Source organism: Xenorhabdus sp. KK7.4, assembly GCF_963876465.1.
Classification (GTDB): Bacteria; Pseudomonadota; Gammaproteobacteria; order Enterobacterales; family Enterobacteriaceae; genus Xenorhabdus; species Xenorhabdus stockiae.
Genome location: NZ_CAWNQF010000133.1, coordinates 160,975 through 177,361, shown reverse-complemented (window position 1 = coordinate 177,361; position 16,387 = coordinate 160,975). Strand labels below are relative to the sequence as shown.

The 16,387-nt window shown below is 41.1% G+C and carries 10 protein-coding genes; 8 read left to right on the top strand and 2 right to left on the bottom strand.

Annotated elements, in window-relative coordinates; all coding sequences use genetic code 11:
- Nucleotides 1–150: 150 nt before the first annotated feature.
- The 7 genes from AACS90_RS21660 (at nt 151) to AACS90_RS21630 (ending at nt 10,173) form a co-directional block, all read left to right on the top strand.
- A complete protein-coding gene (locus AACS90_RS21660) occupies nt 151–1,293 on the top strand; it encodes a tyrosine-type recombinase/integrase (RefSeq protein ID WP_206601837.1) in 1,143 nt (380 codons plus the stop codon).
- Nucleotides 1,290–2,873, top strand: a complete 1,584-nt coding sequence (locus AACS90_RS21655) for a tyrosine-type recombinase/integrase (protein ID WP_099121480.1) — start codon at nt 1,290–1,292, stop codon at nt 2,871–2,873. The genes AACS90_RS21660 and AACS90_RS21655 overlap by 4 nt, the downstream gene beginning before the upstream one ends.
- Entirely contained in the window at nt 2,863–4,875 is a 2,013-nt protein-coding gene (locus tag AACS90_RS21650) for an integrase (RefSeq protein ID WP_099121479.1), read from the top strand. Before AACS90_RS21655 ends, AACS90_RS21650 begins: the two co-directional genes overlap by 11 nt.
- Nucleotides 4,868–5,344, top strand: coding sequence for a protein kinase (locus tag AACS90_RS21645; RefSeq protein WP_099121478.1), 477 nt, complete (start codon nt 4,868–4,870; stop codon nt 5,342–5,344). The genes AACS90_RS21650 and AACS90_RS21645 overlap by 8 nt, the downstream gene beginning before the upstream one ends.
- A gap of 662 nt (nt 5,345–6,006) precedes the next feature.
- A complete protein-coding gene (locus tag AACS90_RS21640; RefSeq protein WP_193757168.1) occupies nt 6,007–6,336 on the top strand; it encodes an E492 group microcin in 330 nt (109 codons plus the stop codon).
- A 470-nt stretch (nt 6,337–6,806) separates the two neighbouring features.
- Nucleotides 6,807–8,081: an HlyD family secretion protein gene (locus AACS90_RS21635; protein WP_099121476.1), complete on the top strand. Its 1,275-nt coding sequence runs from the start codon at nt 6,807–6,809 to the stop codon at nt 8,079–8,081.
- Entirely contained in the window at nt 8,074–10,173 is a 2,100-nt protein-coding gene (locus AACS90_RS21630; protein WP_099121475.1) for a peptidase domain-containing ABC transporter, read from the top strand. Before AACS90_RS21635 ends, AACS90_RS21630 begins: the two co-directional genes overlap by 8 nt.
- A 1,069-nt stretch (nt 10,174–11,242) precedes the next feature.
- On the opposite strand, the gene AACS90_RS21620 is transcribed toward AACS90_RS21630, so the two are convergent.
- A complete protein-coding gene (locus AACS90_RS21620) occupies nt 11,243–12,385 on the bottom strand; it encodes a DSD1 family PLP-dependent enzyme (RefSeq protein WP_099121473.1) in 1,143 nt (380 codons plus the stop codon).
- A 424-nt stretch (nt 12,386–12,809) separates the two neighbouring features.
- On the opposite strand from AACS90_RS21620, the gene AACS90_RS21615 reads away from it, so the two are divergent.
- Entirely contained in the window at nt 12,810–14,522 is a 1,713-nt protein-coding gene (locus AACS90_RS21615) for an ABC-F family ATP-binding cassette domain-containing protein (RefSeq protein ID WP_099121472.1), read from the top strand.
- A 95-nt stretch (nt 14,523–14,617) separates the two neighbouring features.
- On the opposite strand, the gene AACS90_RS21610 is transcribed toward AACS90_RS21615, so the two are convergent.
- On the bottom strand, nt 14,618–16,363 hold the full coding sequence (locus AACS90_RS21610) for a beta-ketoacyl synthase (protein ID WP_099121471.1): 1,746 nt from the start codon (nt 16,361–16,363) through the stop codon (nt 14,618–14,620).
- Nucleotides 16,364–16,387: the final 24 nt, after the last annotated feature.

Genomic DNA, 16,387 nt, shown 5'->3' with positions numbered 1-16,387 from the left:
TTTGGACAATTTTTCTCATTTGACGCCGCTCATTGCGCGGAATTGGTGGTACGATGGCCATAACTCAGTCCTTCCTTTTTGTGTTTTTTTGGTTTTGCGGTTAAAAAGTTCGCAAAAATAGGACTGAGTTTCTTTGATTCGCCTACCATTTTGAAAAGCTATTTAGATACCACAGATATGCCTGTGGTATTGCCAAATGAATTCACTCTTGCCAGAAGATCACTCAGTACCAACACACTGGTCAGAAACTTAAGAGAATTGGCGGTTCTTTATCGCTGGCTGGATAAATCGCAGTGTGAGCTTTCTACTAAATTGTTGGCTCAAAAATCATTTAATGAAGCAGAGCTAAAGGGTAGTTTGGTTGAGGCCTTAAGAATTGATCAAGCAAATGGTCGGACAAGTGCAGTATTACCTAATACCTTCAATCAACGATTAACAACTATCCGGCAGTTCATCAGTTGGTGCATGGATGTACTGACAAGTCAGTTGCCCATGTCTTCCTTAAATTATGAGCTTTTGAGGGAGAGAAAATCATTTCTTCTAAAAACCCTGGATGGCAGCTTTATGTCTGCCACACCAATGAGGACAAGTCTTAGTAAGGGCTTAAGTGAGGCGGAAGTTGCTTTCTTGCTTGAGATTTTACATCCCAATGCTGACCAGGGGTTTGGAAGAGATTCCGCGGTAAGATTCAGAAATTATGTTTCTGTTGGACTGATGCTATTTTGCGGTTTAAGGCCGGGAGAGTTGCTTAGCCTAAGGGTGGAAGACATCCAAGTTGGTGCGATTTCAGCAATAAAAGTTGAGCGTAGACCGGCGGACCCTTTCGATACCCGGCGGCCAAGACCTCAGATAAAACGCAATGGTAGAGTTATCTCGATTGATAATAGGCAACTTGCTTTTACGTTAAATGAATACATTGTTACCTGGCGTGAAGTGCTTGAGGCCAACAGTAACCTAGAGTCGGATTATTTGATATTGAGTGATGAAGGGATTCCCTTATCACAGTCCTCAGTTACGCAATTCTTCCAGTTGTTGCGAACGCAATATTCTAAACATCTCCCCGAAAATTTAACGGCTAAATCTCTTAGGCATACATTCTCGTCTCGAATTGAACGTGTACTACGAGCCTCTGGAATGGATGAGCAGCGTAGAAGAGAAGCGCTGGCCTTGCTGCGGGGTGATAGCAGCTTGAAATCGCAAGATACTTATATAACCCAAGAGGTGGAAGAGCAGGCGATCAAGTCACTGAAACGGTATCAGGCTGAAATTATTTCAGTGAGGAAATCGCAGTGAACATACAAGCATCTTATGAACATGCTATCGAGCAGCCGTGGTCCGAGATAGAAAGGCTTATTACCCGAGAAGGAAAAGAGATTGATATATCTGGCGACAAATGGGTACTTCCCATAGTGATTCAAGACTACTCAACGCTCGATTTTAGCAAAATTTCCAACTTACAACTGCGAAATGCCTTGAAACATTATGTATCTGATCAGCTCAGGCGTATTTCAACATCCGCTGGCCACAAAGTTTTTCAGGATGTATGGAGGCAAGTTCTCAGGTATTGGGGAAAAAACATTCATCATTCAATTGTAAATGAACACCTTGTCGGTTTATTCGAAAATTCTATTAATTCGCAACGTTCTCGGCAAAAGCTTTGGATGATGTACGAACCAATCAGGTGGTACATCTGGTGTGCTGAGAATCTTTCAGATAGTACATTTTCAGATACGTATGCCGCTGAACTTGAGGCAATGGTAATCCCTGGAGGTCCAAGGGGGGAGGCGGTGAGAATGTCAGATCCCGATGTGGGGCCATTACATAAATCTTTAGAACTTCCTCTTTTGGTTGAGGCTCTAAAAGAAGATAAAAGTCCAGAGTTTGAGCATCTACAGCAAAAGGCCGTCATGGCTTTGTCTCTTGCCTTTGGTCGAAACCCCGCAAATCTTACGTACCTTAGGGAAGGTGATCTCGTTAAGCTTGATCCGGCGAATGAAGATCCTTGTTATCTCATTCGGATGCCACGCATAAAGAAGAGATTTGTTAGTCCTCGTAATGATCTTTTGGATGAATATTTAGATCCTCATTTTGGAAGAATCCTAGAGAATCTTGTGGAGGAAAATAGTTCAGTGTCACTAAGCTTTGAGGGGCGTAATTACTCCGGACCTGAGAATCGCCCACTTCTAATTAGGAAAAGTGGGAATAGCGTTGCGATGCTTTCACAAGATACAGAAAATATTTTCAACATGACGAGTGGTGACGTATCACGTTTGATTGCGGCTTTTGTTAAGCGGCACACCATAATTTCACCCCTCACTGGTGAGTTGATGCATGTTACACCAAGGCGGTTACGGTACACTTTGGCTACAGGCTTAGCGGCTGAAGGAATCAGTAGGCGTGAACTGGCCAGAATACTGGATCACACCGATACCCAGCATGTGGGGGTATATTTTGATGTGGCGGGTAAAGTTGTTGAGCATCTAGATAAAGCAACGGCAAAGGGTTTTTCTAAATATCTTAACTTCTTCAAGGGTAAGCTGATTGATGGTAATGATGAGGCTGTCAATGGTCAGCGAGATGATAAGCATCTCGTGTTTGTTGACGAGCAAAATCCAGTTGTTCAGTCGAATATCGGAGTGTGTGGAGAATCCAGTGTGTGTCACCTAGATCCACCCTACTCGTGTTATTTGTGTCCAAAGTTCCAGCCCTATAGTCATGCTGATCATGAGCATGTTCTGGAATGCCTGCTAGTTGGACGTGAGGAACGCTTAAAGAAATACGAGAATGCACGCCTGGGCATACAGCTTGATGAGGTAATCGCGGCAGTTGCACAGGTGGCTCAGCTTTGTGAAAGGAGTGGGCATGGTTGCTGACGGGCGCTCTAACCGTAAAGCCAAGGTTATCCGTTTTACTAATAGGTTGGAGCGAGACAGGAAAGAAAATCTTCATGCTTTGATCAGTAAAGCGAAACTAATGAAGTTGGAAGGGTTCGAGTCTATCAATTGGGATGATCCTGTATGGCAAATCACTGGCGGACGATTAGTGAAGCTTACGGGTAAAAATTCAAAATCGGCCGCATTTCACTTTTCGCTTCCTGCTAAGCTTGGTTCTGATGCTTTTATAGGCGACTGGGATAGTACAGCAAAAGCATTATTCGTTCTTAGGTTTCACAGAAAAAACCAGGCAACGCCAAACCAACGAAACTTTATTACGGCAACAGGTTACGTTATTTATTCAGCTTCAAAGTTGGGGCTAGAGCTGGTAAGTCTAACCCCAGAAGCACTGGATAATGCATGTTCGTTAATATTAAAGCATTACAGCGAGAGTACAGCCTATAACCTTCATAAGCATGTGGCAGAATTTGCTGCGCACTGCGATGCAAATGGTTTGTGTTGGGTGTTGCTACAATACAAATTTTCCAGAATGAAGCGTCCAGCTAGTACTGGCGGGATCAACCATAAAAGACTAGATGATCCAGAAGTACTGGAAACCAAGTCAAAAAAATTCGTTGAACCAGCTGTTTTTAGAGTCATCGGTGAACTCTACCTAAAAGTTCCTAAGGACCATAAATACCGCTTTTATATTCTGATGCTAGTCTTGCTCGTGTGCACAGGTCGTCGATTTAGCGAAATTTCATTATTTCCATTTCAGAAGATTTCGTTCGATGATGAGCAAAATGCATTTATTGAATATTTCCCGCGAAAGGTCAGTCAGGGTGACTTATTTACACCAAAAAGAAACCTCTATTTGCCCTCGGAGGTTGTGCCAATAGTTGGCAATGTTCTGGATGAACTTATAGAATTAACTGCAGAAGCGAGGTCGACGGCTGAAGAAATGCATAGCTCACAAGGACCAGATCTGCGATTTCTTGACGAAGTGTCAGAGAGAAAACAACTCTACATCGACGACTTGCTGGATATGGGTGTAAGCCATACGGTGATTGGTTCCACCGGGTGGCTTAGAAAAGCTGGGCTTGTTTGGCAAGACTATGATCGTGTCACTAAGCAAGGAAAAAAACCTAGCAATCCTATTTGTTATACAAACAAAGAGGGTGTCAGGGCGTATTGCTTTCGAAATTTTTCTGAAAAGACTCTCCGACCGTTCCATACCGACCAATTTGATAAAAAATACTACCTGAAAGATCTGCTTTTCATCAGGCCGCTAGGGCTTTCCAGTGGAAGCTACGCTCATTGGTTGGTGACAAGTTGCAGTCAGTCGATGTTTACTACTTTTCTACGCTATTTCTCCGCTCTGGCTACCGAATACACCTCATGCAGCATTGAGGTAGATTTCACCAGTCACCATTTCCGCCACACACTCAATACGTTGCTTGATGAAGGTGGATTGAGTGATCTGCTGCAAACCGAATGGTTTGGCAGAACCAACCCCAGAGATACTAAAGCCTATCAACATACCTCTCGCGAAAAGCGAGCCCTAATGCTCCGCGAGGACATCAAAAAAGGCTTGGTTGGTGGTCAACTGGCTGAGCAGATCAAGGCAGTGTCAGTGGATGTGCAGGATGCCATTCTCAAGGCTCGGATACAGGCAGTACACGATGTGGGTACGGGCATCTGTATTCACAACTTCTCTCAAACGCCCTGTGAGAGACATCTGCAATGTTCGGCAGATTGCAAAGACTATGTGTGGGCAAAAGATGACAAAGGGCGGTTGGATGAGCAGAAGCGCCAATATGCCTTAACAGCACTTGCTCGAAAAAATGCTGAAAAGCAGCTGAGTAGCAGCAAACCGAAAAAGAGCGCCGATTGGTTGGCTCATAACGACAAAAAACTCAAAACGCTGGCCAAACAATTGGCTGATAACGGGGTAGAACATTTCGACCCCGAGCAATATTTAAGCGAGGTAGAGCGTGGTTAAGCGCTTTAGACGCATGTCCGACAGTGACATCAATATAATCGTTGCCGACTTGGATCGTTGGGCGCTTGGCGAGCTTGGCTCAAAGCTCACCTGGGCTGTACTGGAAGAGCACTTTGGCTTTAGCCGTCAGTCACTTCAGGACAAATCTGAAATCAAAGCCGCCTACGATAACGCCAAGCGAACACTGTCGGGCGGTTTGGTGAAAACCAAAGAGCAGGTAACCAAAGAGGCCGAAGAACTTCAGGTTGAGGTCGAACGCCTTAAGATCGAGTTGGAGGCTTATAAACGCAAAGAAGAGCTATGGCTGCGCCGCTGGCAGCAAATCGCCTTCCACATCCGCCAGAAGGGTATACAGATGACCTGTGTGGACAGAAAGCCACCAGAGGGTGCTGAATTTCCTTCCAATACCGAGACGGCTCAAATACTCAGACTCTTTGATAAAGATATTCCACCTTCTGGGCGGATCTAAATGTTTGGTGAACAAAGTTATTGCGAACTGATCAGTATTTATATAATTTAACGGGATGCTCGACTTTTATGATGAGTTGAAATGACATAGCCGCTCCTTTATAACTTTAAGTCGTCAAAAATAGAGAAATAAAGGAACAAAAGGCTATGTCACAACAAGATTTTATCATTTGGGTGTTTTGTTGGGTAGATGTCAAATTATTATGCCGCTCAATTCCCTTTGAGTAAAGGTAAACACGCCCTAATTATAACTTGCATCTGAAAATAATATCAAAAAATTAACACTTGTGCTATTAATATCAAAGATAGGAAGTTTTCCATATTAATAAATATGGTGAATGAATGCTTTGTTAATAATATTAATTGGATTATAAAAGGAGATTTTATGTCATTTTATTGTTTTGCATCCTCCCCAATTTACATATCAGCTCTAGGATTTATTATATACATACATGGTCATGTAAAAAAAGATGGATTCAGGAAACAAATTAATAATCTATTATTTTTCTCTATTTTAACTTGCTTATTATACCCCTTAGTTAGTATTTTTATACTAAACGATTATAATATGTTTGACGACTTTATCTTTTTTTATATAGCATCATCAATACTATCGATAGCAATAAACGCAATAATTCTCTATATATACAGGAAAGTAAAAAAATGAAAGAACTATCACAAGTTGAGTTGTCTGTTGTTTCTGGTGCTGGTGCTGCCGAACTTTGTGGTTGTCAATTTTGTGATCCAGACGGAGAAGCTGCTAGTAAAAAATTGCTAAAAGATATGGCTACGGGAGCAGCGGCCGGAGCAGCGGCAGGATCATTAAGAGGCGGTGTTGCGGGAGCTGGTTGGGGGGCACTTGGTGGAGCAACGAAACCTGTAATTGAAACGGCAATAAAAAACCTTCCAAATACCAGTTTTCCAAGTCTTCCAATGGGACCAAATTGGATGGGAAAACCATTACCAACTCCCCCAGCTTCTCCAAAGAAATAATTTTATTTTAAAAAATTATTTCTTCTATTGATGATATAAATAATAAGTATTTTATACTAGCCCTGGTATTACCTGGGCTAGTATAATATAAAAAATCAAATATTTATTTGATTTTAGGTAGAGATGATTTATCCATTATTCAATGGGTGAATTAAAGTAAGGCTAAAGTGATTTTATATTTATTTCTTATAGTTAAAGATTATTTAAAATAACCTCCATGTCTCACAATAAACCAGAAGGATTAATATATCCAATTTTCCGATTAAAATAGAGATTAATTATATGAATGATTTATGATTAATTATCACGACTTTCTGAAAGACTTATTTATCATTGAAAATAACTGCTTGCACAGATTAGCAATAAACCATGAGGTAAGAATAGAAAAATAGATAATATTATAAGTTAAAATAGCGAATAAATTCATAATAGTAGTAATTAAGAATTATAGTTGCAATTTGGAGGTTTCATTGTTTCGTCAGCAGGCGATTGATAATCGGAAAAAAAGGTGGCGTGGAAAAGCTATTCTCCTACCAGGAATACCCCCTTGGTTAATCAGCATATCCAGTCTTTTTTTTCTTGTTTCTTTTTTTATATTTATTCTATATGGAACATATACAAGAAGAGTGAGTGTTTCCGGCGAAATTACCACTCACCCTCGTGCTGTGAGTGTTTATTCTAGCGTTCAGGGATTTGTGGTAAAACAATTTGTTAGCGAAGGACAAATAGTAAAAAAAGGACAAGCAATTTATCAAATTGATGTTAGTAAAAGTACACTCAGTGGTGTTGTCAGTGATAATCAAAGGAAAGATATTGTAAATCAATTATTAAAGATTGATAAAATGATTTCTCGACTTAAAGAAAATAAAAATTCCACGCTGGAAACACTGGAAAAACAAAAGAAACAATATACTGAAGCACTTAAACATTCCTCTGAAATAATTGAACGAGCAGAAGAAGGCATAAAAATAGCAAAAAAAAACATGGAGAATTATAAAAATTATCAGGCTAGAGGCTTAATTAATAAAGATCAGTTAACTAATCAGGTTTCAAACTATTACCAGCAGCAAAATAACTTATTAAATCTAAGTGGCCAGAATAGACAAAATTTATTACAAATAACCAGCTTGGAAAGTCAAATTAAAACACAAGCCGCGGAGTTTGATAACCGTATATATCAGATGGAACTTCAAAAATACGAATTACAAAAAGAGCGATTAAATACGGATGCGAGTGGTGAGATTATTATTCGTGCTTTGTCAGATGGAAAAATAGACTCATTGAGCCTGACAATTGGTCAAATGGTGAATGTTGGTGATAGCTTGCTACAGGTTATTCCTGAAAAAATAACGCATTATTATCTGGTCGTTTGGGTGCCTAATGAAGCCATTCCCTATATTTCAATTGGCGATAGAGTTAATGTTCGTTATGAGGCTTTTCCTGCTGAAAAGTTTGGGCAATTTGCTGCGACTGTTGAATTAATCTCTAAAACCCCTGCTTCTTATCAGGAAATGCTTACTTATCAGGGTGCACCCAAAAACACTCAAGGTATTTCCGTTCCTTATTACAAAGTCATCGTTAAACCCAGCCACCAAAGAGTAAATTATAAAGGAAAATTAATGACTCTGGAAAATGGCATGAAAGCAGAAATCACCTTATTTCTCGAAAAAAGAAAAATTTATCAATGGATGCTATCGCCATTTTATGACATGAAAAACAGCATGCAAGGACCGGTTAATGAGTAAGATTACATTAAAATCTCTCTTGGGTAAGTTAGATATCGGATTATATCACCGTATACCGGTGATTCATCAAACAGAAACATCCGAATGTGGGATGACATGTCTTGCGATGATAGCTGGGTATTATGGTAAAAATATTGACCTGATAACGCTAAGACAACGATTTAATTTATCAGCACGTGGTACTTCACTGGCTGGATTAAAAGAGATGACTGCTCAGCTAAATATGGAAAGCAGAGCCCTGTCATTAGACTTGGATGAAGTTAACGCCCTAAGAATGCCTTGTATTCTTCATTGGGATTTTAATCATTTTGTTGTGTTAGTCAGTGCGAAAAACGATCTTTTTGTGATTCATGATCCTGCACAAGGTCGCAGGATTATCAGTCTAGCTGAAATATCGCAATCGTTTACTGGTGTCGCTCTTGAAGTCTGGCCTGGAAGTGAGTTTACTGCAGAAAAAACTCAAAGTCAGATTCAATTAAAAACCTTGCTTTCCAATATACATGGTCTCAAGGGGACACTGGCAAAAATTTTTTTCCTATCAATTGTGATTGAAACCATCAATCTTGTGCTACCTATAGGGACACAGTTAGCGATGGATCACGTCATTCCAGCGAGTGATCAGGGTCTATTAACTCTAATATGCATGGGACTCACACTGCTTATTCTACTAAACACCGCTGTAGGTATGATACGAGCTTGGTCATCATTAGTTATGGCTATGCTTATCAATGTACAATGGCAATCAGGTCTATTTCAACATCTGTTGGGGTTACCGCTGAGTTACTTTGAAAAACGAAAGTTCGGAGAGATTCAATCCCGTTTCACATCTCTAGATACACTACGTGAAACGTTTACAACCAGTATTGTTGGTGCCATTATGGACAGCATCATGGTGATAGGATTATTTGCCATGTTGTTATTATATGGTGGCTATTTAACGTGGGTTGTATTGGGATTTACTGCTGCTTACATTTTGATTCGTTTATTTACTTACAATTACTATCGTCAACTCTCTGAAGAGTCATTGGTTAGAGATGCTCGTGTCAGCTCTTATTTCATGGAAACGCTATATGGTATAGCAACTGTTAAGATGCAAGCCATGAGCAAGCGTCGTAGCACTGATTGGATTAATTTGAAGATTGATGCCATTAATACGGATATAAAAGTTATCAAGATGGATTTATTTTTTGGTGGTATTGATACGTTTATTGCAGTTTCTGATCAAATCATAATTTTGTGGTTAGGAGTAAGTTTGGTTATCGATAATCAGATGACTATTGGAATGTTCGTGGCATTCGGTTCATTCCGAGGCCAATTTACCGCCCGAGTTGTTTCCCTGACCAACTTTTTGCTACAGTTACGCATGATGAGTTTACATAACGAACGTGTTGCAGATATTGCACTCAATGAGCAGGAGCCCCAGAAGCCAGATAACTATTATCAAGCACGAATGTCTCCTATTGCATTAGAAACACAAGAAATTAGTTTTCGTTATGACAGTCAATCTAAGGCAATTTTTAGTAATATAAATATCAATATATTACCAGGAGAAAGTGTAGCGATTATTGGTTCCTCAGGAGCCGGTAAAACTACTTTAATGAAAGTATTATGTGGATTATTCAAACCGGATTTTGGAAAGATACTCATTGATGGAATTGATATTCAGCAACTGGGGGTCAACAATTATCGTAAAATGATTGGGTGTGTGATGCAAGATGATAGGCTATTTTCGGGCTCAATACGAGAAAATATCTGCGGTTTTGCTGAAGATGTTGATGAGGAATGGATGACAAAATGTACTGAAGCCAGTTATATCCACGAGACTATCACTGCGTTACCTATGGGGTATGAAACACTAATAGGTGAATTAGGAGAAGGGCTATCAGGCGGGCAAAAACAACGTATTTTTATTGCACGTGCGCTTTATCGAAAGCCCTGTATCTTGTTTATGGATGAAGCGACTAGCTCGTTAGATAAAGAAAGCGAAAATTATATAAACCAAGCAATAAGGCAATTAAATATTACTCGAGTAATTATTGCACATAGGGAATCAACAATTGCTTCAGTCGATAGAGTTATCCCTTTAATGTAATTTAAATCACGTTCATATAAGTTGTAGTAGTTCAGACTTAATCTGACAGTCGCCCACTTTGACTCAGTGCCTGTCAGATTAAATTCGGGTTAGATTTTTTTCAGTCCAAATTGATTTTCCTTCCAGTAATATTCCTATTGGTGTACGACCACAACATATTTTTCCTTGATGAGTGCGGTGATATACACTTCGTCTTTCAAGTTGCCTCTTGGTTGGCTGCGCTCACTCACCCCGGCCACATAGTTATCTATGCTCCCGGGAATTCATTCTCTTGCCGCCGCGATGCACCTTGAAATCCATTGTGTATAGTTGTAGTCGTCTAAACGCCATAAATGCGCCTTTTCTGTCCGTGACATTAGTCGTTGTGACTATAATTGCATGGGATAAATCCTATGTATCCACCACAATATGCTGTTTAATAATAGAAATATTTTTACCTGCATCATTACCTTTTCACGAGCCGTATCGGTGTTCTTAATTCAGTGTGAATCAACAATCACGATAATTGTGCTGGAATTCCGACCATTGTTGGTACGGGCCTCGCCAACTACATTTAAGATACAAGGTCAGAGAGTGCGGATTTTCATCAGGGCTCTTTGAAGCCAAATATATGTTTGCGACTACTTTTGTCAGAAAAATACGTTACCTACTTGAATTGGGTTGGTGTCCATATAAGTTCTTAGAGATTCTCTTTAGTAGGTGGTTGTTGAGTTTTGAGTGTTGGAGACACTTGGGGTGCTCAGGTGCTGTCGCTGAAAGTGTCAAGATTCTATCTTTACGCTTAGCGGCTAATGCTCCCACAGTATTAGCCCAGAAAATTGACAATATTGGGTTTAACTTAACATATTTTGGTTTTTTGATAATAAAACTATATATTTTCAATTGGTTGAATAGTTTTCTTGCTGCTTTATGTAAACTACCGTTCTAAGGGATATCATTGAGCACTTCTATAAAGAAGAGTATTTAATACCCCGTTTTTACGGGGTTTTTTTTATCGTAGTTCAGAAAATATATAATGTTTTGGATTGGTTGGAGTTGTCGCTTTTTTCAATTTCAGTTTGTATTCATATCACCAGCCAGTAATACGATGCCATGTTTCCTGTTCCGACGAACCTTGCTTCAGAATCTGATATTGTAAGTGCATGGAGGCGGTTGCACAGGCATGGTTAGGCAGGATCCGTAACCTTGTACCTACAGGGAAATCTTCTGTTTTCATGCTTGATTCGGCAGGTAATACAATGATGCCGTGTTCCTGATTCGTCATCGAGACACATAAACCAGGGTAGGGGTATCCATTCAGATTGCAAACCTGCCCATAACCATAGTCTATCGGGCCTTCAGCAGTACCTCGATCTCTGGACATTGCCATCCATCCGGCATCAATCAGAATCCAGCCTTTTTCTTTATTACGACCGATAACGGTTGTCACAACAGACATAGCAATATCATCTAACGTACAGACTCCAACGTTTTTCATGACCAAATCAAAAGTAGAAAAAACGCCAGCCCTTACTTCAGTAATACCAGTCAAATCTTCGACATAGTGTGCAGTTGGTGTAGAACCCACACTCAAAATCGGACAGGCAATACCTGCTTCTCTGATGCGTCTGGCGGCTTGCCTAACGGCATCACATTCTGCCTTCGCTGCAACTCTGAGTTGTTCCCCTGTTTGGCATGAATAGGATCCTCCTGCATGGGTTAGCAGGCCTGTCAGAGTGGCTCCATTGCCGTCAACCATCTTTGCCAGCTTAATGAGTTCATCACTATCCGGCTGGAGCCCGCCCCGATGGTCGTCACAGTCAATTTCAATAAATACGGAAAAGATCACACTATTGGCTTTTGCATATTCAGCTACTGCTAAGGCTTGTTCTGGTGTATCAAGCAGGATGTGAATATTGATCCCTTTATTAAGAAGATTTGTCACACGAGCCAGCTTATGGGGTGCAATACCTACAGCGTACAAAATATTGGTGTAACCAGCTTTAACAAAACCTTCTGCTTCTGCCAGCGTGGAAACGGTAGCAGGGGATGAAGAGTCTTTCAGTAGATATTTTGCGGCTTCGGGAGAGCGCAGGGTTTTCAGGTGAGGGCGTATGTGACTGCCAAGATGCCCAATACGGTTATAGAGCCGGTCAATATTGCGGATAAAACGTGATTCATCAATTAGCAGGAAGGGAGTTTCTAACAAGCTTAACCAGTCTGAGTTTGACATAACATGACTCCTTTATTACTAAAGTGATCTTTCTTGGTTTTCTCAATTATTAATGCAATGAGTTTAGAAAATATATGCGAGCCTGAACGCATTTTTTATACTTTACATCTGATTTATTTGCTTTTATTGGAAGAGTCTTTATATTCTTTGTTCACCGAATAACCAGAAGGTATCATTACTTTCCCTGATAAAAAAGGAGGTTTCTGATGTTTGTGCAGCGTTTTTTTTACGCTCGCTTATTTGGCGACAGAAGCTTGCTCAAGAGTTTGTGGCATACGCTGCGATAATCTCAGTTTGAGCGAAAAATTTTGATTACTGCTCTAAAGCAGTAAATTGATAGTTCGGGTTATCTTCACTCAAGCTCGAAGAATTATTGTCAGCACCTGACAACGGTGTTTTGCACCCAAAATTCTTGAGTTTATCTATGAGTACTTATTTATTTGCACAATCGCTTTCTATTGCTTTTTCTTCATCTTCTTTGTTTGAGGACGTGACGTTTACACTGAATAAAGGTGACAAGATAGGGCTTATTGGCCATAACGGCTGTGGCAAAAGCACCCTGATGAAACTACTTAGCGGTAATCTGGAAGATTACGGCGGTCAGATGACGGTTGCGAATCAGTGTGTACTGGCCTATGTCGAACAGCATCTCCCTTTATCTCTGCATGATGCGACGCTGATCGAAGCCATTGCCGAAAAAATTAAGGTTGATGAAATTTGGCGGGCTGAACTTCTGTTATCTGAACTGGGTTTTTCCCAACAGGATTGGCAGACACCTATCGGGAATCTCAGTGGCGGTCAGCATATGCGTTTGTTGCTTGGCCGTGCGGTGATCCAACAACCTGACTTACTGTTACTGGATGAGCCGAGTAACCATCTGGATTTAACCTCCCTTTTATGGCTGGAATCTTTTCTAATTCAGTGGAAAGGATCGTTTGTTGTGGTGTCACATGACCAAACGTTGTTGGATAAGGTGACGAATACAACTTGGATAATGCGGGATAAAACCCTGCATCATTTTGGCATGGCTTGTTCGCAGGCAAGGCAGGCTCTGCTAGAGCGTGATCAGGCTGATCTGCAACGTCATGCTAGCGAGCAAAAAGAGATAGACAGGCTGGAACAAAGTGCTGAACGGCTGGCGGTATGGGGAAAAGTTTATGACAACCCCGATCTTTCCCGTAAAGCGAAGACAATGCAAGCGTGTAAGCAGCGTCTTGCTGAGCAGCAAACCAAACTGACACAGGGTACACCGTGGAGGCTGACTCTACAGGGAGATTCATTACCGGCTAACCGGTTACTGAATATCGAACAAATGGCTGTCATGCCTTTAGGAACTGATGTTGTTCTGTTTAATGTGTTGTCAAAGCAGATCAAAAGTGGCGACAGAGTAGCTATTCTGGGTAATAACGGAAGTGGAAAATCCACGTTATTAAAAGCATTGCATCAGGAGTATCTGGAAAAGACATTGCAGAATGTGGATTACCATCCACAATGTCGGCTTGGTTACTACGATCAATCGCTGGAGCAGATTCAGGATGATGACACACTGAGCGATGCACTGCTTCGTTTTGCACCAACCATTGATGATCAGCGTAAACGGGCACTTATCAGTGCAGGTTTTGAATATAAACGACATCAACAGAAGGTGGCATCACTGAGTGGTGGTGAACGAGCCCGCTTATTATTCGTGGGCTTGACGCTGGCGCGTTACCACCTGTTGCTGCTTGATGAGCCGACTAACCATCTTGATTTGGAAGGCAAAGAAGAACTCTTTGACACTCTGCAAGAATACAAAGGCGGTGCCTTGATTGTCAGCCATGACCGAAGTCTTATCGAGCAAAGCTGCAATCGTTTTTGGCTGATTAACAATGGTGAATTAGCCGAATATCACAATGTCGAAGAGATCTATGCTTTGCTTGAACGCGGGAATAGTTCATTTAGAACTCAACAGCAGGGTATTGATCGTAAACAACAAAAAACAACAGCATCGGGATGGGATGAAGAAGTTTTGTTGCAACGTTTGATTGAGCTGGAACGACTTTTGCAGGAAGATTTAAACAGAAAATCGAAACATCAGAAGCCAGCTTTACAGGACAAATGGCGGCAGGAGATTGAAGTGATAAACAGGCAGCTTTAATTAGCTGTATCTGACCGTCATTAATTTTGCTCTGATGGCGGTCAGATTATTCCAAACAAATTCTAATTATCTAGAATGCATAATATTAGGGGGGCTTACAGAAATTCGCTGAATTCATCGGCATTCGGTAGCTTTATCGTCTGTTTGAAACCCGCCAGCTTCACTTCCTGACGTGAAAGTTCAATATCTGAAGGTTGTAGCACTGAGTTACCGAAATTATAAATCACAGATTCTTCACCGCGGCAAATGGCCTGATCCTGCTGTTCACTAATCTCTTTAACTGGCTGATTAATATTGTGATAACTGTTGATAGCTGCATTGCCATGTTTTTTCGTCAGCATTTGCATTGTCTGTTGTGGGGATAAAACAACCGCACTGGCATTATTACCGCCAAAACCTTTCGAGTTAATAATTGTGGCACGCATATCATTGCCTTGTTCACCAGCAAACTTGTCCTGCATTAAGATATTCAGGTTGGAAGCGTGTACATCTTCAGCAATATGGTCGATTGTCTTAATACCGGGTATCCAGCCATATCGCCAAACCCCCAGTATGTTAGCTAATTGATCACCCGCAGAGGCAGAGAAAGAGTGCCCGACATATGATTTAATAGCGGTTACACCCCAATGGCTGAGTCCAAAAACTTTCGCGACTTCATTGAGAATATGGCTTTCAGTCACTCTGTTTTGGGGGGTTCCTGTACCATGTGCCTGAACGTAAGAGTGTTGTAATTTTCCGTCCAGAATGCTGTTAGTCAGGGAGGCTGCTTTCATCATCGTAATATAGTTACCCACTCCCGGAGAAGAGATGGATTTCTTATTTGCATCGGCATTTACGAAAACATCAGGTACAGAACCGAGAATATTAGCGCCACATTGTAGAGCAAGGTCATCACTCATCAGAAGTACAAACTGTGATGCCTCAGAAAGTGTCAGCCCGACATTAGTTGAGAATGGGCGGCAGGCACGACGGTTGTTGACCGTGTCGGTTCCATCCAATTTACATAACTGATGGTCTTCTGCCATAGCTCCCATAGCACTGAACCCTTCCAGAACTTCAGGAACAACAGGGGCTTCGGCACATCCCACTAAACAGATTTTGGCTTTACCCTGCCTGATATCATTAACACCCTGTTTGAGGTTATACAGAAAACTGGCGCAGGCACCGATATTGGCAGATGTGCTTCCTATACTATTGATAATATAACTGTTAATAAAAGCGGCTGGCATATCGGGTAAGGAAAGCGGCAACATTTTGGAGCTGGCACGCAACCCATTCAGCCGATTACCGATTAATCCTGATAGTGAAAACTGATCCACCTGACCTACAGCACAGCTGGCGTAAACAGAGATTTGATCGGGGTCTACCAATGCGGATATCTCAGACCATGACATCCCGATTGAGTTAAGTAAGTCTGAGGCTCCATATACGGTAAGACGCAAGCCGCGTGGGTGGTGATGGGCATGATATAAATCTCCCATTTCAAACCCTTCTGGTATTTGCCCGGCACTGGATACAGAGAGTGAGGTATAAGCTGGCTGTAATAGCTGAACTGAGTCTTTATCAGAAGTAGTAATTATTTTATTAACCGGTACATTATGTGGATCAAAAAGTGTTATTTTTCTAATGAGAGTGCCATTTTTCGCCTGTTCAATCTGGGAGGCTGTGACAGATCCAGTATCGTTAATAATCCCCATCCGATGGCATAAATCACTCCATGTGTCTTTCATTACTGTGTCATTAAGGCTGTCTGATACAATACGTTTATATCCGTGGAATCCAGAACTTCGTCCTGCCGCATTGATACCACCTAAACCAACAATTACAGGTAATTTACTCATTGTGAACTCCGAAAGGTTTTCTTT